A 22,540-nucleotide genomic window follows, 5' to 3' on the forward strand; every position below is an offset into this window, starting at 1 on the left:
GATGATGAAGCTCGCTCTCGCCGCCCTGCTCGTCGCCGGCGCGGTCCCCGCAATCGCGCAAACGCCACCGACCGCCGCGCAGAACGCGCAAAGGGAACGCGAAGCCGAAGACCGGCTGCACACGGATTTCGCCTGGCTCCGTCGCTATCAGGATGCCAATGCCAAAGTGACCGGCCCGGTCAGCGTCGTCTTCATGGGTGATTCGATCACCCAGGGCTGGTACGACAAGGTGCCGACATTCTTTGCCAACGGTCGCTTAGGCCGGGGCATCGGCGGCCAGACTACGCCGCAAATGCTGCTGCGCTTCCGCCAGGATGTGATCGACCTGCACCCGCAGGTGGTACAGATTATGGGCGGAACCAACGACATCGCGGGAAACACCGGCGCGATGACACCCGAACAGACCGAAGCGAACTTGATGTCGATGGCCGAGCTGGCGCGTGCGCACGGGATCAGGGTCATTCTCGCTTCAATTCCGCCGGCGGACCATTTCGCGTGGCGGCCCGGCCTCGATACCGCGACCCGGATTACAGCGCTCAACCGCTGGATGAAGGATTATGCCGCGCGCACCGGCGCGACCTATGCAGATTACTGGACCGCGCTGCACGACGGCCAAGCGCTGAAGGCGGACTGGACCTATGACGGCGTCCATCCCAATGAGGCGGGGTATGCGGTGATGGCGCCGGTTGCCGAAGCGGCTATCCGCACGGCGATCGCTAAGACCGCCCCCCGGCCGATCGTGCGCTGATGATCGCGCTTGCTCTTGCGCTTGCCGGTGCGGCGCCCGGTCCGATGGTGCGGACCGACGACGGCCCCGTCCGCGGCGAGGCGGCGGGAAACGGCGCGATCTTCCGCGGCATACCGTTCGCCGCGCCGCCGGTTGCCGCACTGCGCTGGCGTGCGCCCAAGCGACCGAAGCACTGGACACAGCGGCGCGCGGCCGTGGCGCCGCATGCCGCCTGTCCGCAGATCGTCTATGGTGACTGGAACCGCTCCGCTGCGGAGGCGAGCAACGAAGACTGCTTGTTCGTCGACGTTCGCACGCCTGATCTGCACGGTACACTGCCGGTGCTCGTCTGGATCCACGGCGGTAGCAACCGCGCCGGCGCAGGTGGCGGAACGATCGAATCGCAAATTACCGATCAGGGCATCGTTCTGGTCAGCGTGCAATACCGGCTGGGCGCACTCGGCTTCCTGTCGCACCCGGCGCTAAGCCGCGAACAGGGCGGGCATAGCGGCAATTACGGCCTGATGGATCAACAGGCAGCGCTGCGCTGGGTTCGGCGTAACATCGCCCGCTTCGGCGGCGATCCCGCCCGCGTGACAATCGCTGGCGAATCCGCCGGGGCGATGGACGTCGGGCTGCACATGCTTAGCCCAGGTTCGCGCGGACTTTTCGGGCAGGCGATCGCGGAAAGCGGAACCGCCGGCTTCGGAACCGCCGCGCGCAGCCTCGCGGCGAACGAGGCAATCGGCGTCCAGATCGCCCGCCGCGCCGGGCTGGCGGCGCCCGCCACCGCGGCGCAGTTGCGCACCCTGCCGGTTGCGGCGGTGCTGGCCGCCGACGCCAAGGTCGATGTGCCGGCCCTCGACGACGACAGCTTCGTCTGGTTGCAGTCGATCGTCGATGGCCGAGTCCTGACGGATACGCCCGCGCGTCTATTGGCGCGTGGCCAAGTCAATGCCGCGCCGCTGGTCATCGGGATCAACGCCCGGGAGCTGACGCTGCACAATGGTCTGCCCGCGGCGGCCGCGACGGTGCAGCGCGAGTTCGGTGCCAGCGCGGATCGCGCACTCCGCCTCTACGGGCTGCAGCCCGGTGGCGTACCGATACGCGATCCCCGGGTAGGCGACGTCACCGAGCAACTGGCGGCGGACGTCACCTTCCGCTGTCCCGCGATCGCCGTTTCCAACGCCCTGACCGCGCATGGCCGCGCCGTCTGGCAGTATCAGTTCGATTATGCCCCGCCCGGGGGCAGCGTCAGCCATGCAAGCGAACTGGGTTACGTCTTCAACCCGCCGAAACCGGGGCAGCCGCCGTTGCAGGCCTATTGGATCCAGTTCATCAAGACGGGACAGCCGAACGGCAACGGCCTAGTCCGGTGGCCAGCGTACGACCGGATTGCGCGCCGGTACATGGCGTTCGATCAAGGCGGTCCAATCGCCAAGGCCAATCTGCGCCGCGACATCTGCGACTTGCGCGACGCGCCCTGACACCACCGCCGCGCCCGTCTGATTTCGCGGGCCACCTATCCCGGCCACAGCCGCGCCGCGCCGCGAACGCCCGAACTATCGCCCCAGCGGGCCGCCACGATCCGACCCTCCCAACGGCCGCCGAAGCTGTAGCGGTCGATCACGCCGGGCAAAGCGTCGTAGATCTCCGCGACGTTGCTCATCCCGCCGCCGAGCACGAAGACGTCGGGATCGACGATATTCGCGATCATCGCCATCGCCCGGCCAAGTCGGTCGACATAGGCATTGAGCGCCGCCACGGCGTGGCGCGCGCCGGCGCGTGCCGCGGCGACGATCGCAGGCCCGGTAACCGCCTCGCCGCTGCGCGCGGCGAAATCCTTCTGCAAACCAGTGCCGGAGACGAGCATGTCCAGGCAGCCGTGCTGCCCGCACCAGCAGGCTGGGCCGGGATATTCAGCGCCGGTCATCCACGGCAGCGGCACATGGCCCCATTCGCCACCCATGCCGTTCGCGCCCTCGACGATACGACCATCGACCACCAGCCCGCCCCCGACGCCGGTGCCGACGATCACCGCGAATGCAGAGCGGGCTCCGGCCGCTGCGCCGTCGACCGCTTCGGACAATGCCAGGCAATTGGCATCGTTGGCCATGCGCACGTCGCGGCCGAGCGCAGCGGCGAGGTCGGCGTGGAAGGTGCGCCCGTTGAGGAAGGTCGCGTTGGCATTGCGCATCCGTCCGTCGCGCGGATTGGTCGACCCCGGCGTGCCCACGCCGATCGTGCCGACGCCGCCCGCTTTGGACTCCGCCCGCGCAATCAGGTCGCGTATATCGCGGATCGCATGCTCATAGTTGCCCGGATTGGGCACCCGCAGGCGCGCAAGGAACTGCCCGTCGCTGGCAAGCGCCGCCGCCTCGATCTTGGTGCCGCCGAAATCGATCCCGATCTGGATCATCTTCCCCCTCCCATCATCCCGACCTTACCGTCCGCGTCACTAGCGCGACCGTGGTTTGGCTTATATTGGTATGGTGCATTGGCATTAAATGAGACAAATTGAAACATGACGGGGGCGGATAAAATATCTCGGCCCAGCTACGTGACGAACGCCCCCACCCCCCCTAGGGTCGAACGGCGCGAAAGAGGATGAGGATGGCGATCGGGTTCGGCAGCAAATCGAACGGGCGGAACGATCCCACCCTCGCCGATGGACGCGACGCCCGCCTGTCGCGCAGCCTGTCGGGCACCAATCTCGAACGCGCTGGCGACTATAATCTGCGCGCCGTGTTGCAGGCGGTGCGGCTAAGCGGCGATACCACCCGGGTCGCGATCGCGCAGCAGACCGGGCTTACCGCGCCGACCATCGCTAACATCACCAGCCGGCTAGTCGAGATGGGGCTGGTGCGCAACGCCGGCCGAATGCAGGGTGGTCGCGGTCAGCCGGCTCTGCGATTGCAGGTCAACCCGGATGGCGCCTTTGCGATCGGCCTCAACATCGATCGCGATCACCTGACGTTGGTCACGCTCGATCTTGCCGGACAGGTGCGCAGCCGCTCGACCCGGGAGATCGCCTTCGCCATGCCTGACGACGTCGTCGCCTTCGTAACCGAAGACATCGACCGGGTGATCGCCGACGGCGGCGTCGACCGCGACCGTATTCTCGGCGTAGGCGTCGCGATCCCTGATGACCTGGGCCGCATCGCCCTGCCCCACCGCCCCGCCGGCTACGATCGCTGGAACGCCGTCGACCTGTCCGCGATGCTATCGGTGCTGCCCTGGCCGATCCACTGCGATAACGATGCCGCCGCCGCCGCGCTGGGCGAGGCGGAATATGGCACCGGCTTCGACAATCCCAGCTTCTTCTATTTATTGATAAGCGCCGGCCTCGGCGGCGGTCCGGTGATCGACCGATCGTATCATCGCGGCGCCAACGCACGCAGCGGCGAGATCGGGTTGATGCCCGATACCACCGGTCCGCCCGGCGCGACGGTGCAGGATACGGTGTCGCTTTCGGCTTTGTTTGCCCGCTTGGAGAGGGCAGGCTTTGCCAAGCCGAACGTTGAGGATCTGGGCGGCGGCGACCCACTGATGGCGCCGGTCATCGAAGGCTGGCTGGCCGATGCGGTGCGCGCGCTGACCGCGCCGCTCGTCGCGATCAACTGCCTGCTCGATCCCGACGCGATCCTCATCGGCGGTCGGCTGCCGATGCCGCTGATCGAACGCCTTGCCGACGGCCTGACCGATGCGCTGAATGCAGTGCCGCAACCGTCGCGCGCGACGGTCATGCCGGCCGTGATGGCGCGCGATGCCCCCGCGATCGGCGCGGCGATCCTGCCGTTTCTGGATCATATTCTACCTTCCGATTCGATCCTCATCCAAAGTGGCCGCCGATGATCCTGCGTCGCACGCTATCCCTCGCCGGAGCTGCGCTTCTGCTCGGCGCGGGCGAGCCGGAGGAGCCGGCCGCCAGCACGATCCGGGTCGTTCAGATCGGCTATGAAACGGACGGACCGAAGACGGCGATCGTGGCGACCGCCGATGCGAAAGCGCTGTCCTGGCGATTGCTCAACTCCGCCGGCCGCATGGTTGCGCAAGGCAGGACATTGCCGTTCGGACCTGAACCGGCATCCGGCGAGACGGTGCAACGGATCGATTTCGGCAGCGTATCGCGCGGGGGTGCCGGCTATCGCCTGGCGATCGGTACGGTGATGAGCCAGCCGTTCGCGATCCGCGATCGACCGTTCGCCGATGCCGCGACCGCGGCGATGGGCTTCTTCTATCAGCAGCGCAGCGGCGTGCCGATCGTCGCGCGCTACGTGCAGCGGCCCGATCTCGCCCGTGCCGCCGGACAGCCGCGTGAACTCGTCACCTGTTTTGCGGGCAAGGACCAGCGCGGCGTGAAATGGCCAGGGTGCGACTATCGGCTGGATCCGGCCGGCGGCTGGTACGATGCCGGCGATCACGGCAAGTATACCGTCAACGGCGGCATCTCCGCCTGGACGCTGCTCGATCTGCATGAACGGCTTGCCGCCTGGGGTGACGGGGAAGCATTTGCGGATGGCCGACTGTCCCTGCCTGAAAACGGCAATGGCCAGGACGATCTGCTTGACGAGGCCAAGGTGGAAGTCGCGTTCCTGCTCTCGATGCAAGTGCCGCAGGGGGCAACATCGACGGTCGCGTTCAGCACAGATATCGGTCGACCGGCCACCGACTTTCGCGTGATTGATGCGGGCGGTCTGGTTCACACCAAGGTGGCGGACGAGCAGTGGACGGGATTGCCGATGGCGCCAGCGGCTGATCCGATGCGCCGCTTCCTCTATCCGCCGTCGACCGCGGCGACGTTCAACATGGTCGCGGTGGCGGCACAGGCGGCGCGGATTTGGCGTGTCACCGATCCTGTCTTCGCCGCGCGGGCGCTTGCTGCGGCGCGCAGGGGATGGGATGCGGCACGGCGTGTGCCGGACCTGTACGCCAGTTCGGATTTCTCCGGCAGCGGCGGCTATGGCGACAAGCAGATCGCCGACGAGCGCTTCTGGGCGGCCGCACAGATGTTCGTGACCACCGGTGAAGCTGGCTATCTGCAGGTGCTGATGGCATCGCCCTTCCTGCATGGCGGCGGCGTCGATCTAAGCTGGGGCGGCACGGAACTGGCAGGCCTGTTAGCGCTTGCGACCGTCCCGAGCGTCCTCCCCCCGTCGACATTGGCCGAGGTCCGCGCGCATGTCGTCACACTGGCCGACCGATTGCTCGCAGAACGAGAGCGCAGCGGCTACCGCCTGCCGCTCGCCGGATCGGACTATGGTTGGGGCTCGAATTCGACGCTACTCAATCGTGCCATCGTGCTTGGCGTGGCGTGGCAGATCACACGCAAGCCGCTCTACCGTGACGCAGTGGTAGACGTCGCCGACTATGTGTTCGGCCGCAACGCGCTCGACCGCTCGTTCGTAACGGGATTTGGCACGCGGACGATGCATCACCCGCATCACCGCTTCTGGGCCAAGGCGGCCGATGCACGCTTTCCGGCCCCGCCCCCCGGCGTGCTGTCGGGCGGCCCGAACGACGGCGCGCGTCGCGACGACGAAGTGTTGAAAGGGAAGTGCGTCGGTCAAACATGCTGGCGGGACGATTGGCGTGCGTTCACGATGAACGAGGTCGCGATCAACTGGAATGCGCCGCTCGTCTGGGTCACCGCCTTTCTGGACGCAACGCGGGTCCGCCGCGCTCCAGCGCCTGCATGACATAGTCGCGGATACGCTCGGCCCGTTCGTGCGAAGGCAGACCCAGCACGCCACGTACGGCAACTGGCAGATGATCGGCGGCATGCGCCGCATTGGTGCCGAAGACATAATGGTCGAACCAGCTGCGGACTGCCTCGCGTTCGCCGGCCGGCATGTCGCGCACCGCGAGCAGCGCGTGGATCAATGCCGCGAACGGCGATGCGGCGGCTTGTTGGCCCCACCAATAATTGACGAGCACATTGAGCGGCCCGCTCGCCTTGACGTCGTGCCACCATAAGGACGGGACGTAGATCGCATCACCGGGCTCCAGTTCCGCCACCTGCATCGCAGCCATGGCGTCTGCAAAGCGGGGGTAAGAAGCGAGATCGGGCGCTTCGAGATCGATCATGCTCGTGGGTTGGCCGGCAATCGTCCGGTCGAGCGGGCCGACATACAGGTTCGGACCCTGATCGGGCGGAAAGAGGACGAAGCGACGACGTCCTGCCACGACCGCGGCGATGTTGCTGGATACGTCGTAATGGGTGGAAACGCGACTAGCGTTGCCGATCCAAAGGCGTGGGGTCGCCTCGGGTGTCGCCAGGGGCAGGGGATTGGCCTCAATCCAGCCCGGGAACGTATCGGGCGCGGATGCGGCGCCGGAATAGATAGCAGGTGCAGCAGGATCGCCATCCTGCGCCAGCAGTTGGTCAAGCAGAATCGGTAGCAGCACCTGCGCGCGAGTGAAGTTGAATCCGGTCAGATCGTGCGTGTAGAAGAAGCGGCCCGCAACTTCGGGCGCGGCGATCATGACATTGGCCGGACGGCCGCCGTCGAAATGACGGATGTAATCCGCCATCGCGGCGGGGCCGCGTTGGCCCGCAGCGACCGCCGGCCAATGGCGCACGAGACCGCGCAGGATTACCGGCTGATAGGCAGGCACAATCTCGCCTGCAAATATCGCCGGGGTAACCTCACTAACCTCACGCACACGGACAGCGGCATTGATCGCGGAATTCATAGCATTCCCTTTTTTATCAACCGTTTAGCGGCAGCGCGTACAGACACAAAGAAGGGCGGGGTGCCGATCGGCACCCCACCCTTAGAGGGGGGACGGATAAGAAAGGGGTCAGAACGTCAAGCGCGTCGACAATGTAAACTGGCGATCGCTCTTGAAGAACGTTCGCGGCGCCTCAAGCCCCTGACCATTCAACAGGAAAGTAGTCTTCGTCGTGTTGTTGAGGATGTTCTGCACCTCGATACCGATCTTGAAGTTTCGGTCCACGGTCAGGAAAGCCGATCCATCAAGCTGCCCCGTCGGCAAAGCGTAGATAGGTAGGAACGGGAAGCAGCAGTCCCGGTTGTTCAACAGGAACTTCGAACGCCAACTATACGCGACCCGCGCCGAAAAGACGCTGAGATCATAGAATGCCGCCACGTTGAAGTTGTGCTTCGACAAGCCAGCGAGAGGCAAATTGTCGTACAAACCGCCCACGTCCAACGGTGGACGGTTGCCATCGCTGGCGGCGTTCGCCGGCAGCGAGTTCGGCAGATTGCCTGCATCTACGAACGTGTAGGTGGCTTGCGACCCGAAGCCGCGCAGGAATCCCGGCAGGAAGTCGTAGGTCTGCTGATAAGACACCTCGACGCCCTTGATCTTGCTGCTACCCGCACCGTTGTTCGGACCGGTCACGCTCGCCGTGAATGTCTGACCGTTATTGGTGAACGTCCGATTGTAGCCGAAGTTATCGAGAATTATGTCCGACAGGCTCTTGTAGAAACCCGCGACCGTCAACTGACCAACTTTAGCGAAATACCATTCAGCGGTCAGATCGAATTGATTGGCGAGAACCGGCACGAGAAACGGATTGGAGTTCGAGGTGGCACCGTCGAAATTGTAAACGCCCGACGTGTTGCCGCCGCTTGGACTGATCGACGTGACGTTGCGCAGGCTGCCGAAGTTCGGTCGCGATATTGCCTTCGAATAAGCGAAACGCATGAGGAACTTAGGGCTGAAGTCGAGGCGCAAGTTGAAGCTCGGCAACCAGCGATCATAGGATTGGCTGGCGATCGACGGCGTTGATCCGCCGTTAGCGAACGCCAACGCCGCCTGTGCTTGCGCTAGTGGAATCGTGCAAAGCGGGTCCACCGTATTGAACAAGCCAGGGCTTGCCGCGCGGAAGGCGCAGTAAGAGGCAATATCGGTATAGCGTGCCGGTCCGACCGTACCGTTGGGCAGTACGTTGTTGTCGGGACGGAACACCGTCGTGGATTGCGGAAAATTGATGCTACCGAACGCCTTGTCCTGCGTCCGAACCCACCGCACGCCTATGTTCCCGGACAGACTCATGCCGTCTCGAACGAAATCATCCTTGCCGAAATCCAGGCGGGCATACGCAGCATAGGTCTTCTCGGTGTTCCGATAGACCTCGTTCGGAAGGAAATATCCGTCCACCAGCGGCTTGCCGTCAGACCGCACGCGATCCTCGATCGGCACGTAGGTACCGCCGCCGGCCTTCGTGATACCACGGATCAACGAGATGAACGCATCGTGATTGCTGATGATGTCAGGATTGACGTAGTTTGCGCTTGGCGGCGCGGCAACTTCTCCGCGTAGGAAGTTGTCGAATACGTGTAATCCGTAAGTACCAGCAGGCGCTTGGGCGAACGACTGCGGGCCCGCACCTGTCCAGGTCTGCGATACCGCACCCCAATTGAGGTAATCATTCGTCCGGACCGTTTGATCACGCGACGCGTAGCGGCCTCCGACGCGGATCTTCCGCAGGAAAGAATCCTCTGCCAGGTCGTATTGTGCGTCGCCACGGAAGGCCCATTCCTGGCCATCGTTAATGTTGCGATTGTTGAATGCGTCGGCGAAATAGACGCTTTGGGGATTCGCGAAATAGCTCGCCGTATTGAAGCCGGGCGTCTGAAATTGAACGGTTGGGAAGCTGGTCCGCGTATCGATCGCCGCCTGCGTCTGCGTTGCCGTATCAAGAACGTCATCACGACCCTTAACGTTCGACTTCACATATTGCCCGTCGAGGTTCAGGTGGAGGCGATCAGTCACGTCCCATTTCACGTTGATCGCGTGATCCTGGGTAACGGAGTCGGAGTTAAAATATCGGTTGGTGAGGCCGGTATTCAGACCATTGGCGACGAACTGGGTCAGCGGGCCGTAGCCCCCTCCATTTGGCAGATTACCCTGCAGAGCCCCGGTATTGCGCCCAAGTACGCCCGACGTGAAAACCCCATTGGCGTCATAGGTCGGCGTTACCCCACCTACGGGAAACGTTGTAGTCGCGTCGGGATAATAGACTGACGGTTCGATCGTGCGATCGAGATGCTCCTCGTAACTGTCGGTTCGCAGATACTGCCCCGTAAACAAGAAGGTTTTGTCGGCGTTTTCGTACTGAAGTGCACCGGAGAAGCCGAGGCGCTCGCGGTTGATGTGCTCCTCCCGGTAGCCGGCACCAAGCGGCACATAGACGCGGCTGGCACCGTTGGGCACCGGATAGGTGTCGAACAACGTCGAGGCGAACGGCGTGCCGGCGTTGATCGTGCGGCCTTCGCCGGCATCCTGGACGCCGTTGCCATTCCGATCATCATTGTAGCGTGGCAGGTATGACGACAGGAACACGGAGTCGGCGCGGTTGCGGAACTGCGAGTAAGTAACGCTGCCAAGAATGCCGATGCGGCCACCGCCCACATCGAATTGCTTCGAGAACAAGGCGACACCCGATGGCGTACCGCGGCCTTCAAAGTCGCCATAGCTCATCCCGCCAGACACGTAGAGCAGGTTCTTGTCCGTATCGAACGGCTTGCGGGTATTGATGTTCACGGTACCCGAGATACCGCCCTCGATGAGATCGGCCGTCAGGTTCTTGAAGACCTCGACCGATCCAACAAGCTCGGACGGCACGTCGTTGAAGCCGATTTCACGACCACCATTCGCGGCGAAGGTGTCGCGACCATTGAACTCCCCGCGGACGTAGGACAGCCCGCGGATGACGACGCCCGATCCCTGGACCGAAAAATGCTGCGCATCCGTCGGCGCGGCAAAGCGGCTGATCGCGACGCCGGGAACGCGCTGGAGCGCCTCGTTGACCGAACGGTCCGGAAGCGCGCCGATGTCCGACGCCGTAATCGCGTCGACGACCGTGTCGCTGTTCTTCTTGATGTTTTGCGCGGTCGCCAAACTCTGACGGGTGCCGGTAACGACGATTTCCTCGCGATCGACGTCAGGCGGCGTGACCGATGCATCCTGCGATGCGCCCGATGTACCGGTGGTGGCAGCGGCTTGGTCCTGAGCCGTGGCGGCGGTTCCAGCCTGGACCGATGCGGCACCCGACGTCGTGCCCGGGGAGCCGGCGGTCACGGGCTTGGTCGGGGTCACGCCATCTTGTGCCACGGCCGGCACGGCGCAGAGAATGGCGATTACGGAAACGCCGACGCTCAACGTAGCCCGGCCAGCCTTGCGACCGGCATGCGAATTCGCGCGAGTAATCATGTCTTCCCCTTCAGTCCTCATCCCGCAACCGCCCCCCGGTACGAAGCCGGACAGTCTGGTCGTCGTTTGCGTGGCGTGTTGCTCAACGTGTCTGGCGAATTGCTATCGCGGCCAAAAAGAACCCACAAGCAAAATATCGCAACTTGATATAAGTATCTATTGGAGTAGGCTTTTGAGCAACAGGTATGGCCCGCGGGCTCGGTCCGGAGGCTCGCTGCGTTGGGAAGAGGCACGATGAAGGCGTACTCAGTGGCCGAGAATCCCCAACTGCGAGCCAGGGGCATTGCCGGGGCGGAGGCAGCTTTGCCATGCGGTGTCAGTGGCGTGCTGAATTCATCATCCTCGATGACGTCGCCAGTTGGCTCGACGACCCGACCGTTCAGCGCCATGTGGAGACGAGCTGATGATCAACGCGCTGGACCCACACCGCGTCGGGGACACGCTGCGGTGGTAATACCCGACCGCCGTTCAGCCGATGCCGATGTCGGGCTGATCCCGCGCCGCGTGGCACGGACATCTGACCCGACGCGATCCGAAGAAGGAGTTTGATATGGCGATGATCGATCGACGGACCGCGCTGCTGGGTGGCGTTGCGGCGGTGGCGGGATGCACGACGCTGCCGCGGCGCGACGGTGTGCGTGACCCATCGCGCTTCGTCACCGTCGACGGCGGCGGTTTCAGACGCGACGGCAGGCGCTATCGCTATGCGGGCGCCAATATCTGGTATGGCGCATGGCTGGGCGCGCACACCGCTTATGGGGACCGCGCGCGGCTTGGCCGCGAACTGGATCGATTGCACACATTGGGCATCCGCAACCTGCGTATCCTCGGATCGGCGGAATTGTCGCCGCTGAAGAATTCGATCACCCCCGGATTTCGTGATCGCACCTCGACCTATAACGTCGATCTGCTGAAGGGGCTCGACTGGACGCTTGCCGAAATGGCGAAGCGCGACATGACCGGAGTGGTCTACCTGACTAACTTTTGGGAATGGTCGGGCGGCATGATGACCTACCTGTCCTGGGTCAACGCAGGCCGCTTCATCGACATGAATGATCCGGCACACCCGTGGCCCGAATTCGCCGACTGGAACGCCGCTTTCTATACCAACGGCCAAGCGCAAGCGATGTACCGCGACTATGTTCGTGCACTGGTTTCGCGGACCAACAGCGTCACCGGGATCGCCTATGCCGATGACCCGACGATCATGGCGTGGCAACTCGCCAACGAACCGCGCCCGGCGGGCTCCGCGACCGTCGCCCTCCCCAATCTGCCGCACTTCTACCGCTGGGTCGACGAGACCGCACGCTTCATCAAGACGCTGGATACGAACCATCTCGTCTCGACCGGCTCGGAAGGGCTCAAGGGCTCTATCGAGCGGGAGGATGTCGTGCTCGCGACGCATCGCGCCGGCTCGATCGACTATCTGACGACGCATATCTGGCCAAACAACTGGAGCTGGATGGACGCCGGCAATCTCGTCGGCACCTACGAAACGGGCGCGGCGAAGGTTGCCGATTATATCAACGCGCACATCCGGATGGCGAACACTTTGGGCAAACCGTTGGTGATCGAGGAGTTCGGCTATCCGCGCGATGGGCAGCATGCCTATGATCCGTCGATAGGCACGACATACAAGGACCGGTTCTATCGGCAGATTTATGCCGCGGTGGAGGCGGATGCAGCGCGCGGCGGCCCCCTTGCAGGGTCCAATTTCTGGGCGTGGAACGGCGAGGCACGCACGCCGCATGCCGACCATCGCTTCCAGCGCGGCGACCTCGGCTATATGGGGGATCCGCCTCATGAGCCGCAGGGCTGGTACGGCGTCTTCGACAGCGATCAGACGACGCAGGCAATCATCCGCACGCACGCCGCCGCGATGGCCGCGCTGTGATCTTGACCCGGCGCGACGCGCTTGCACTCACTGCGGTCGCCGGCGTCGCGCAGGGGCTGCCGGCCTGGGCCGCCGGCTCCGGTGCCCGTGCGGGCACGCTGTGTAATCCGCAGGCTTCGGCCGCCGCGCGACGGCTCTATGCCTATCTTTGGAGCCAATACGGCAAGCGGACGCTGACAGGTCAGCAGGAACAGGGCGCGATCCCACCCAATCCCAACCGCGAACTCGCATATCTCGAGCAGGTGACCGGCCGGCTGCCCGCCATTCTCGGGCTCGATTATATCAATCCACCCGACAATGACGCGGTGAATGCGCGCGCGACCGAATGGGCGCGGGCCGGCGGAATCGTAACGCTGTGCTGGCATTGGGGGGCGCCCGACATCGGCACCGGCTATGAAAATTCCAAACAGGATTTCGATGTCGCGGCGGCGCTTCATGTCGGCACCGCGCAGCATGACGTGATGATGCGTGATCTCGACGAGACCGCACGCCTGCTCGCGGTACTCCGCGGCCGTGGCATTCCCGTGCTGTGGCGGCCGTTCCACGAGTTCAGCGGCGACTGGTTCTGGTGGGGCAAGCACGGTCCCGATGCCTTCAAGGCGTTGTGGGCATTGATGTACGACCGATTTACCCACGTCCATAAACTCGATAATCTGATCTGGGTGCTCGGCTGGGCGGGGCAGAACGTCGACCCCGCCTGGTATCCCGGTCGCGCGTCGGTCGACGTCGCCGGTGCCGACATCTACGCACACGATCACGGCAATCTCGCGCCGATGTTCGCGCAGGTGAAGGCGATCGTCGGCGACGATGTGCCGATCTGTCTGCACGAAAACGGGCCGGTGCCCGATCCGGCGGAATTGGGTCCGTCGGCGGACTGGCTGTGGTTCATGACCTGGCACAGCCGCTGGCTGATGGGCGACGACCAGAACCGGCCCGACCAACTGCGCCGAGATTACAACACGACGCGCTTCATCACCCGGGACGAACTTCCCGCATCGTTGAGGACCAGATGATGAGAACCGGATTTGCGCTGCCGCTCGCAATGCTGCTCGCGGCATCGGCGAGCGTCGCCGCCACTCCAACGGTCAGCCCAACCGCCGTCGCGGTCGGCACGCCGCTTGCGGTTCATGTCGGTGGCCGCGTCGAGCGGATCGCGACAGGATACCGGCGGCAATGGCCAGGCACCTATTTCGAGGCAGCGTTCCGGGGCCGAGAGGTGCTCATGAAGCTCGGCGCAGGTGACGTCATCCTGCGGGTCACGGTCGACGGACGCCCCATCGCGCCGCTCGTGAAGCCCGGCCCCGGAGTCTACAGGATCCACGGTCTGGCCGCGGGCGATCACATCGTCCGCGCCGATGTCGCAAGCGAAAGCCAAGCCGCGCCGACCGTGTTCGGCGGCTTCTATGCCACGCCCCGCACCCGTGGATTGGCCCCGCCCGCCCGGGCGCGCCAAATCGAGTTCATCGGCGATTCGCATACCGTCGGCTACGGCAATCGCGCGACCAAACGCGATTGCACCGAAGCGGAGGTTTGGGCGACGACGGATACGTCGCAAGCGATGCCGGCGCAACTCGCGCGCCACTACGATGCCGATTATCAGGTCAACGCCATTTCCGGCCGCGGCATCGTTCGCAACTACGATGGCATGGCGGCCACCACCCTCCCCGCCGCTTATCCCTTTACACTGTTCGATCGACGCGCACGCTATCGCGACCCGGCGTGGCATCCGCAACTGATCGTCATCGCGCTCGGCACCAATGATTTCACCACACCGCTTCGCCCCGGCGAACCTTGGCCGAGCCGCGCCGCGCTGCATGCAGACTTCGAACGGACCTACATCTATTTCGTCCACCGCATCCATGCCGACGATCCCGGAGGCCGTATCCTTCTATGGGCGACCGACATGGCGGGTGGCGAGATCGCGGCTGAGGTCGCAAAGGTTGCAGATCATCTGGCAGCGGAGGGAGAACCGGTCGCGTTCGTCCCCGTCCGTGGCCTGGCCTTCGATGCCTGTCACGCCCATCCGTCGATCGCCGACGACGGCAAGATCGCCTCGGCGATCACCGCCTATCTCGATGGCCAGCCCGGCCTGTGGGCACAGCGATGATCGGCCGGCGGCACGCCCGCTTCCCGGGGGGGGATCGATCGCGCCGAACGCGATGGTCCGCGATCCTCGGTTTGGCGATCGCCGTGACGGCGGTGCCCTCGTCCGTCGCGGCGCGCACCGCATGGCCGGGCAAGGCGAGAGCGGCGATCGTCCTGACGTATGACGATGCGCTCGTATCGCAGCTGGATCATGCCATCCCGACGCTGGATGCGGCAGGTCTCAAGGCGACGTTCTTCCTGTCTGGCGTCCGCCAAGCCGATGTCGCGCGCTGGCGTGCGGTGGCCTCGCACGGGCATGAGCTTGGCAACCATACGATATTCCATCCGTGTGCGGCGGCCACCTATCCTGCCGATCCGCACTACACCGCGGAGGCCTACACTCCGGCAACCATGCTGCGGGAGATTGCGGCACAGAACGTGTTGCTGAGCGCGCTCGACGGCAAAAGCCGTCACGCCTTCGCCACGCCCTGCGGCCAGACGGTCGCTGGCGGTGCCGACTATCTAGGTCCGCTCGCGGCCTCTGGCCTCGTCACTTCGGTTCGTGGGGTGTCGGCAACACCGGCCGACCTTGCCGTCGACGGTGCAACCCGCGACGTCATGCACATCCCCGCCCGCGGTTTCGCCGAACATACGTCGGGTGAACAATTGATCGCTTATGCTCGACAGGCGGAGGCCGCGGGCGGCATCGCGGTGTTCCTGTTCCACGGCATCGGTGGCGACCACCTCGCGATTTCGAACGAAGCGCATCGTGCTTTGATCAACTGGCTGCGTTCCCACAAACGGGACGTCTGGACGACGACGCTAAGCAAGGCGTTGACATGGGAAGCGACGCACCAGCGAGGGCCTTTTGATGCGAAACACCCGGCCAGCCGCCGCTGAGATCAGGTCCTATCGATTTGAACCTGGCGATCTATTCCCGATAGGAGACCTCGAGGCCAAGCATTCGAAGCGGTAAGCCGTCGATCGACACTGCACCAAGGTTGCGAGCGGCTTCCGACAGAGTCACTGAAGGGGCCTTGCGCAAGACCGCCTTCAGTCACCAATCCCATGCGCCCGGAAACCGCTGAAACCATGGATCCAACGAGCAAATGCCGGTTGCTAGGCTGTCGCGGCTGCCGGCTTGCGCGCATACAGGCCGTAGAGCAGGATCAGCGCGTAGCAGATCGCAGGCAGCAACAGCGCGAAATGCAGGCTACCCGATTTGTCCGCAAGCATGCCGGTCAAATACGGGATGATCGCGCCACCGACGATCGCCGTGGCGATCACACCCGAGCCTTCGGCCGCGCGCTTGCCGAGACCCTCGGACGCCAGCGAGAAGATCGTGGGAAACATCACCGCGTTCATCAACCCGATCGCCAGCAATGCCCAGCCGGAGACCGCGCCCTCGGTGTTCGCGGAAATCAGGATCAACGCCAGCGTGCCCGTCGCGACACCGGCCAGCACCTTGCCCGGCAACACCTTGTTCAGCACATATGCGCCGATGAACCGACCGACCAACGCCCCGCCCCAGTAAAAGGGCACGTGCTTGCCGGCAGCGACGTCGCTGAGGCCCATGACGCTCGGCTGCATCAGGTAATTGACGATCAGCGAGCCGACCGCGACTTCTGCGCCGACGTACAGGAAGATGCACGCCGTCCCCATCGCGAAACGCGGACGCTTGAGCAGCGTGAACGCGTGGAAGATGCTTCCGGTCTGGTCCTGCTCTTCGTTAAGCCGGTTGCGGCGGGTCCACACCACGGCGGCGACGATCAGCAGAGCGATCGCAAGACCGATATAGGTATGTACCACCGTCCGCGAGGATTCGGACCGATAGGCATCGAGCGCGGCACCGGTGAGCTTCGACGAGTCGACCGTCGCCAGGCCGCCGAGGATCAGCGCGGAGCCGACATACGGAAAGATCGTTGTGCCGAGCGAGTTGAAGGCCTGTGCAAAGGTTAGCCGGCTCGAGGCGGACTTCGGATGGCCGAGCGCGGAGATCAGCGGATTGGCGACAACCTGAACCACGGTGATGCCCGCGCCGAGCACGAACAGCGCGAACAGGAACATGCCGAAGCTCGCCTGCCCCGCGGCCGGAATGAACAACAGGCAGCCCGCCGTCATCGTCACGAGGCCGAGCGACGCGGTCCGCATATAGCCCGCTTTCCGGACGATCGCGGCGGCGGGGATCGAGAATAGCGCATACGCGAGGAAAAAGGCCGACTGGACCAGCATCGCGGTCGCGTGGTCGAGCGTGAAGAGCTCCTTCATCTTCGGGATGATGATGTCGTTGAGCGAGGTGATGCCGCCGAAGATGAAGAACAGCGCAAAAACAAACACCCGGAGGTCTGGCGCATCATAGCCGTGGCTAGCGTCGCCTGCGGCTGCTGGTGTGGATCCGATATCGACGTGCATCTGGTTTACGGCCCTTTACGAGAAACGCCGCGACATAAGCCGCGGCAGCCCGGCGCGGCAATGTCGCGCCATAGGCGATCGATCTCTGGATCGAGCGGTAGCGCGAGGCGAGACGAAGCCGCACCTCTTCAGCCAAGACAGGATCGTCGACGGCATCGATGTCGTCCACCGAGCGGTCCGGATTCGCCCCCGATGGGCCTGCCCCGAGCCGGGCCGAACGATGGGCTTCGGCGGCATCCTCGAAACCGGAGGGTCGGACGGTCTATACATCGGCGGCGCGATGCATAGATCGGATTGCAGGAGGCGCCGAAGCCCCGGCGGAAGCCTTGAGGAAGGTTTCGTGCGGTTCCGCCAGCGCGACGGCATCACGGATCGAACCCTTCATCCGCTCGAACGCCGCTTCGAGATCAGATACGGAGAAATGATCCGCTAGCGGGTCGTGCGCCGCGGCATCGATACCGAAACCGGCGTACATCGATAGCCAACTCGGATCCTGAAACGATTCCCATTCATACCGCACGAGGTGCCCGCGCGCCTTGAACAACCTCATCTTGCGCGCCAGCGGCTCGGGCAGGGCAGTATCTCGACAGCGATCCCACAACGGCTCGCCTCGCCTGTCGTTCGCGAAATAATGCAGGATCAGGAAGTCCCGGATACGTTCGTACTCGAGCCCCGTGGTCCTGTTGTATTCCTCCGCCAGAGCCTGATCAAAACCGCGATCCGGCAGCAGGGCGAGCAACTTCTCCAACCCGGTCTGAATAAGGGTGATGCTCGTCGATTCCAGCGGCTCCATGAAACCCGCGGCGAGGCCGAGCGCGACGCAGTTCCCCTGCCAAAAGGCATGGCGACGACCGGTACGGAAGCGGATGATGTTCGGCTCAGCCAGCGCTGCGCCCTCAAGCCGCCCCTTCAGGGTCCCAGCGGCCTCGTCGTCCGAGATGTGGCGGCTTGCATAGACGTAGCCGTTGCCGACCCGGTGCTGCAGCGGAATCCGCCATTGCCATCCGGCGGAAAGCGCCGTGCTGCGCGTGAAGGGCGTGAGCGGCCCCGAACGTTCGCACGGCATGGCAACCGCACGATCGCAGGGCAGCAGGTTGGTCCAATCCTCGTATGGCACGCCGAGCGCATCGCCGAGCAGCAACGACCGAAAGCCTGAGCAATCGATGAACAGGTCGCCTTCGATCGTCTTGCCGCACTTCGTATCGACGCCCGCGATGAACCCCGTGGCTCTATCGACGCGAACGTTGGTGATCGTGGCGTCGACATGCCCGACGCCCCATTCGCTCGCCTTCTTGGCAAGGAAGGTGGCGAACAGGCCCGCGTCGAAATGGACCGCCCAATCGAAGAAGAGGAGGTCGTGAACCGGACTGTCGGTTGGCTGCATGAAGAGGTTTCGTTCGGCGAGCGCGGTCGCCAGACAGAAATCGGACAGCGGCGTCGGGTGGCCCGCTGCGTTCATCTTGCGCCAATAGTGATGGAACGCCACGCCGCGTGACCGCATTCCATATAGACCAAACGGGTGGAAGAACCGCTCTCCTTGGCGCTTCCAATCCACAAACTCGATGCCGAGCTTCACGGTGCCCTGCGCGGCCGCCATTACCTCCTGCTCGGTAACGCCGATCTGCCGGAAAAAATCCCGTATGCCCGGGACGGTCGCCTCACCGACGCCCACGGTACGAATGTCGGCGGAGTCAACGACCGTGATGGCGACGGACTGACGATCGAGCCGGCGCGCGAGGAGCGTCGCCGCCATCCATCCCGCGGTCCCTCCGCCGACGATGACGATCGACCGCAGCGGTCCCGTTCCCGGCATTGGCTTCGTTGCATCCTTCACGATCACCTCCCCAACCCCTGCGTCCGAACGCAAACGCCCGCCATCCCCAAACAGGATGACGGGCGTTTGCGGTGTCAACGCGGATCAGAACTTGAAACGCGCGCCTGCCATGAACCGCCGCTCGTAGATGTTGTTGTACGCCTTCTCGTCCGGGAACGTCAGATAGTATTTCTCATACTCGCCGGTGAGGTTCGACCCCTGTGCGTAAAGCGTCAGATTGGGGGTGAAGTCATAGCTGATCGATGCATCGACATAGTTGGTCGGCTGTTGGTATAATTCTAAACCTCTGATGCCGCCGAAATCCTGCTGCACCGCGCGCTTCGATCGGTAGTTCCAAGCGACGCGCGCCTGAAAATGATTGTCTTGATAGAAGCCAGCCAAATTCGTCTGGATCTTCGAATTGTCCTGGAACGGTATCTTGTCGCCCTTGAGATCGATCGCTCCCGAATCTGACGGAGAGTAGGTGATGTTCGCATCGATACCGAAGTTCGATAGGATCGTCGGCATGAAGCCGAAGTCGTTGAACGACAGCTTGGCACCCGCCTCGACACCCTTGAGCGTCCCGCCATCGCCCTGAACCGGAGTGCTGATCGATACGGTTCGGTTGCGTACAACGCCGTCGTTGTCCGGCAGGTCGGTCCGCACGATGTTGCCGGATTGGATGAAGCTGGCGACATCGATGTAGAACGCACCGACGCTGAGCAGGCTGCTGCGCCCGATGTAATATTCTAAAGACCCTTCGACGTTGCTGGCGCGCCAGGGATCAAGCTGAGGATTGCCATTCGAGCTACCGCCGGTGACGCGGAACACCGGCGATCCCGGATTGCTCGTGTCAATCGCGTAGTTCGGATTGAGACCCCCGCCCCATTGGTTGAGATCGAGCAGCGTCATCGTCTTGGAATAGGCGAGACGCAGCTTCAGGTTGTCGGCGAAGCTGAACGCCAGATTGAATGCCGGCAGGAAATCGGTGAAGCTGCGCTTTGTCTCGACCGTTCCGTTCACCGTGTTGGCGACACCATAGGGGCGTGGCGAACCGGTGACGAACTGGGTGATGTCAAGTTTCGTGTTGATGACCTTTAGGCCGGCGTTCCCGGATACGGGAATGCCGAACACGTCGCCCTTCACGTTGAGCTGGGCGTAGCCCGAGATCTGCTTCACGCCTACGTTGAACGAAGCACCCGGATTCTGGATCTCAACGTTGCCAGGGTAGAAGCTGTTCTGGAACCCGAGCGCGTTGTCCATGACCTTGGGATCGAGCACGTATATCGCCGGTAGCCCGGCTCCAGGCAGATTGAACTGCTTGACCTGTCCGTTGAAGATCGGGTCGCTGGCCTTGCGGACGACACCTGACGTGTAGGGTCTGAAGCCAGGGGTATCGAACGTGCCGGTGCCAGCGTAGCAGGACTTGTCGCTCAAAGGCACGTCGAACGCTTTCCACTTGACCAAGCATCCGCCCGTTTGCGACGCCTGCCCCGCGTAAAGCGGCGCGGCTCGATCGAACTCGAAGTCATCAACCGAGCGCTCGCTGTACCTTCCACCGGCGCTCAGGCTGACGTTGTCGTTGGCCTCGTACGAGACGTCGCCGCGGATGATCTTCAGGTCGCCCTTCCGACGATAATTCCCCTCGGAAGACGTGGTCTTCATCGTGTAGCTGTCGATATTGCCGAGCCTCGACGTCAGGGCCGACGGCAAAGTGAACGCAGGCTGATTGCCGGTGAAGTCGACCGTTGCCGGCAACGATGCCGAACCGGCGATCGTGTTGACCACATAGCCGCTCGGATTGAAGGCAACATCGCCCATCGGATAATGGCCGATGCCGCCCGGCTGCCACTGCGCGCCGTTCGATGGGCTGAACTGCAGATAGCTCTGGTCGTAATTAGAATAAGCCTTGCCGTAGACGCCGCGCAGGCTTGCCTTGAAACGGCCGCCGTTGTCGTATTTCAACTCGACATTGTAGTTCTGTGACTGCGACTTGAAGCGGTCGTTCTGCGCATAGGAATCGAAATTGCCCAGATCATAATTATAGACCTGCGTCGTGTTCAAATCATAATCGCGGGTGACGCCGCCATTGCTGAGCGACACGACCGAGCCGGTGTTCCGCGATTGACCCGGCACGAATTCGCCAGCCTGCCAATTGACGTTCTGCATCTGGATGCCGGCGGTGCGATCGTTCTCGTTCTGGCGCGTGAAGAAGGCGTCGGCATTCAGCGTCAGAGCGTCACTGATCTCCCACTGCGCCGAGGCATTTACGCCGATACGCTCGCGCTGGTTGACCTTGTCCCAAGCGGTGAAGCCCTGAGGAACGATGAAGGCGTCGTTGGCGTCGCCATCGCCATTCACGTCGCGGCCGGTCCCGACGATTGTCCCCCTGGTGCGATTAGCCGGCGAGAAGCCGTTGCTAAGGTCGACATCGCCGGTGGGATTGGCCGCGGTGTTGAACTGCTCGTTGTGGAGCGCCGCACCATAGCCCTCCTGGATCCCGTTGTGGGAGTTCGAGAGATGCAGATTCGAATAGGCGCCGGACACCAGAAACCCGAACTTTTCGCCACGGAAGCCGAACAGCCCGTTCAGGTTCGGATCGAACTCCTTGGTCTTGTCCCCGTAGGCGCCTTCCGCGGCCGCGGCGACTGTGAACCCCTTCTTCAGATCGAACGGACGGCGTGTGCGCAGGTTCACCGTACCGGTGATGCCGGCGTTGAGCAGATCAGCCGTGCTCGACTTGATGACGTCCGCGCCTGCGAATAACTGAGACGGTATGTCGTTGAAGTTCGGTTGAATCGTCGTGATCGACTGCGCACCGAGATACGCTTCGCCGTTCAGCAGGGTCGTCACCTGCGGGAGGCCGCGGATGTTGATCGCGGCGCCTTCGCCGGCGTCGCGGCGGATCTGCACACCGGGGATGCGCTGAAGCGAGTCCGAGATCGTCACGTCGGGCAGCTTGCCGATGTCTTCGGCCGAGATGGAGTCCGTCACGGACGCCGCGTCGCGCTTGAGGTTGACCGCGCGCTGCTGCGATCCGCGGATGCCGGTGACGACGATGTCCTGCGTTTCGGCGGCCGCATCGCTGGCGGACGTCGGATTCTGGGCTTCGCTCGCCTGATCGGCCGCGGCGGCGGTCGGCGATGCGGCCTGATCGGTCGGTGCGTTCTGCAACACCCCCTGCGTCGTGGACGTCTGCTGCGCGAGCGCGACATCGCTGCTGACCAGCGCCGTCACGGAGGCCGCGACCATCAACATATTCTTGGACCGTGCACGCAACATTCGACCGTCTCCCTCAGCACCGAAGTCGCCAGCGACTGGCGAACGTTTTGACATGCTAAGATCGAGCCGATCGGCGATTCGTCGCCCCCACCCTCTCCCAGCCTGCCAGTCGCAACTTACCGTTGTCTCGACGTTATCGTTC

At 63.5% G+C, this 22,540-nt stretch carries 15 protein-coding genes; 8 read left to right on the forward strand and 7 right to left on the reverse strand.

Translation table 11 applies throughout. The features are described from left to right. Window position 1 precedes the first annotated feature (1 nt). The gene (locus SFC76_RS12830) at window positions 2–748 is read left to right on the forward strand and encodes an SGNH/GDSL hydrolase family protein (protein WP_322849825.1); all 747 of its coding nucleotides are present in this window, start codon (window positions 2–4) and stop codon (window positions 746–748) included. Next, complete coding sequence (locus tag SFC76_RS12835) at window positions 748–2,214, forward strand: carboxylesterase/lipase family protein (RefSeq protein ID WP_322849826.1); 1,467 nt, start codon at window positions 748–750, stop codon at window positions 2,212–2,214. Before SFC76_RS12830 ends, SFC76_RS12835 begins: the two co-directional genes overlap by 1 nt. 35 nt (window positions 2,215–2,249) lie before the next feature. On the opposite strand, the gene SFC76_RS12840 is transcribed toward SFC76_RS12835, so the two are convergent. Then, the gene (locus SFC76_RS12840) at window positions 2,250–3,146 is read right to left on the reverse strand and encodes an ROK family protein (protein ID WP_322849827.1); all 897 of its coding nucleotides are present in this window, start codon (window positions 3,144–3,146) and stop codon (window positions 2,250–2,252) included. Window positions 3,147–3,340: 194 nt separating this feature from the next. On the opposite strand from SFC76_RS12840, the gene SFC76_RS12845 reads away from it, so the two are divergent. Together SFC76_RS12845 and SFC76_RS12850 are read left to right on the forward strand one after the other, a co-directional pair. Continuing rightward, entirely contained in the window at window positions 3,341–4,582 is a 1,242-nt protein-coding gene (locus SFC76_RS12845) for an ROK family transcriptional regulator (protein ID WP_322849828.1), read from the forward strand. Continuing rightward, complete coding sequence (locus SFC76_RS12850) at window positions 4,579–6,426, forward strand: glycoside hydrolase family 9 protein (protein ID WP_322849829.1); 1,848 nt, start codon at window positions 4,579–4,581, stop codon at window positions 6,424–6,426. The genes SFC76_RS12845 and SFC76_RS12850 overlap by 4 nt, the downstream gene beginning before the upstream one ends. Here SFC76_RS12850 and SFC76_RS12855 read toward each other — a convergent pair. Both SFC76_RS12855 and SFC76_RS12860 read right to left on the reverse strand, forming a co-directional pair. After that, entirely contained in the window at window positions 6,374–7,423 is a 1,050-nt protein-coding gene (locus SFC76_RS12855) for a cupin-like domain-containing protein (protein WP_322849830.1), read from the reverse strand. The genes SFC76_RS12850 and SFC76_RS12855 overlap by 53 nt on opposite strands. A gap of 108 nt (window positions 7,424–7,531) precedes the next feature. Further along, the gene (locus SFC76_RS12860; protein WP_322849831.1) at window positions 7,532–10,912 is read right to left on the reverse strand and encodes a TonB-dependent receptor; all 3,381 of its coding nucleotides are present in this window, start codon (window positions 10,910–10,912) and stop codon (window positions 7,532–7,534) included. A 550-nt stretch (window positions 10,913–11,462) separates the two neighbouring features. Here SFC76_RS12860 and SFC76_RS12865 point away from each other — a divergent pair. From SFC76_RS12865 to SFC76_RS12880, 4 genes are all read left to right on the forward strand, one after another. Next, window positions 11,463–12,806: a cellulase family glycosylhydrolase gene (locus SFC76_RS12865; RefSeq protein ID WP_322849832.1), complete on the forward strand. Its 1,344-nt coding sequence runs from the start codon at window positions 11,463–11,465 to the stop codon at window positions 12,804–12,806. Beyond that, window positions 12,803–13,819, forward strand: coding sequence for a glycosyl hydrolase (locus tag SFC76_RS12870; RefSeq protein WP_322849833.1), 1,017 nt, complete (start codon window positions 12,803–12,805; stop codon window positions 13,817–13,819). Before SFC76_RS12865 ends, SFC76_RS12870 begins: the two co-directional genes overlap by 4 nt. Further along, a complete protein-coding gene (locus tag SFC76_RS12875; protein WP_322849834.1) occupies window positions 13,816–14,913 on the forward strand; it encodes an SGNH/GDSL hydrolase family protein in 1,098 nt (365 codons plus the stop codon). Before SFC76_RS12870 ends, SFC76_RS12875 begins: the two co-directional genes overlap by 4 nt. A gap of 71 nt (window positions 14,914–14,984) precedes the next feature. Further along, window positions 14,985–15,791: a polysaccharide deacetylase family protein gene (locus tag SFC76_RS12880; protein WP_322849835.1), complete on the forward strand. Its 807-nt coding sequence runs from the start codon at window positions 14,985–14,987 to the stop codon at window positions 15,789–15,791. Between the two features lie 219 nt (window positions 15,792–16,010). On the opposite strand, the gene SFC76_RS12885 is transcribed toward SFC76_RS12880, so the two are convergent. The 4 genes from SFC76_RS12885 to SFC76_RS12900 all read right to left on the reverse strand — a co-directional run bounded on the left by SFC76_RS12885 (window position 16,011) and on the right by SFC76_RS12900 (window position 22,398). Then, entirely contained in the window at window positions 16,011–17,303 is a 1,293-nt protein-coding gene (locus tag SFC76_RS12885; RefSeq protein ID WP_322849836.1) for a sugar MFS transporter, read from the reverse strand. Next, window positions 17,257–17,472, reverse strand: a complete 216-nt coding sequence (locus tag SFC76_RS12890) for a hypothetical protein (protein ID WP_322849837.1) — start codon at window positions 17,470–17,472, stop codon at window positions 17,257–17,259. The genes SFC76_RS12885 and SFC76_RS12890 overlap by 47 nt, the downstream gene beginning before the upstream one ends. 93 nt (window positions 17,473–17,565) lie before the next feature. Beyond that, the gene (locus SFC76_RS12895; protein WP_322849838.1) at window positions 17,566–19,137 is read right to left on the reverse strand and encodes a tryptophan halogenase family protein; all 1,572 of its coding nucleotides are present in this window, start codon (window positions 19,135–19,137) and stop codon (window positions 17,566–17,568) included. A gap of 84 nt (window positions 19,138–19,221) precedes the next feature. Beyond that, entirely contained in the window at window positions 19,222–22,398 is a 3,177-nt protein-coding gene (locus tag SFC76_RS12900) for a TonB-dependent receptor (RefSeq protein ID WP_322849839.1), read from the reverse strand. Window positions 22,399–22,540 lie beyond the last annotated feature (142 nt).

It is taken from the genome of Sphingomonas sp. CD22 (assembly GCF_034556155.1).
Classification (GTDB): domain Bacteria; phylum Pseudomonadota; class Alphaproteobacteria; order Sphingomonadales; family Sphingomonadaceae; genus Sphingomonas.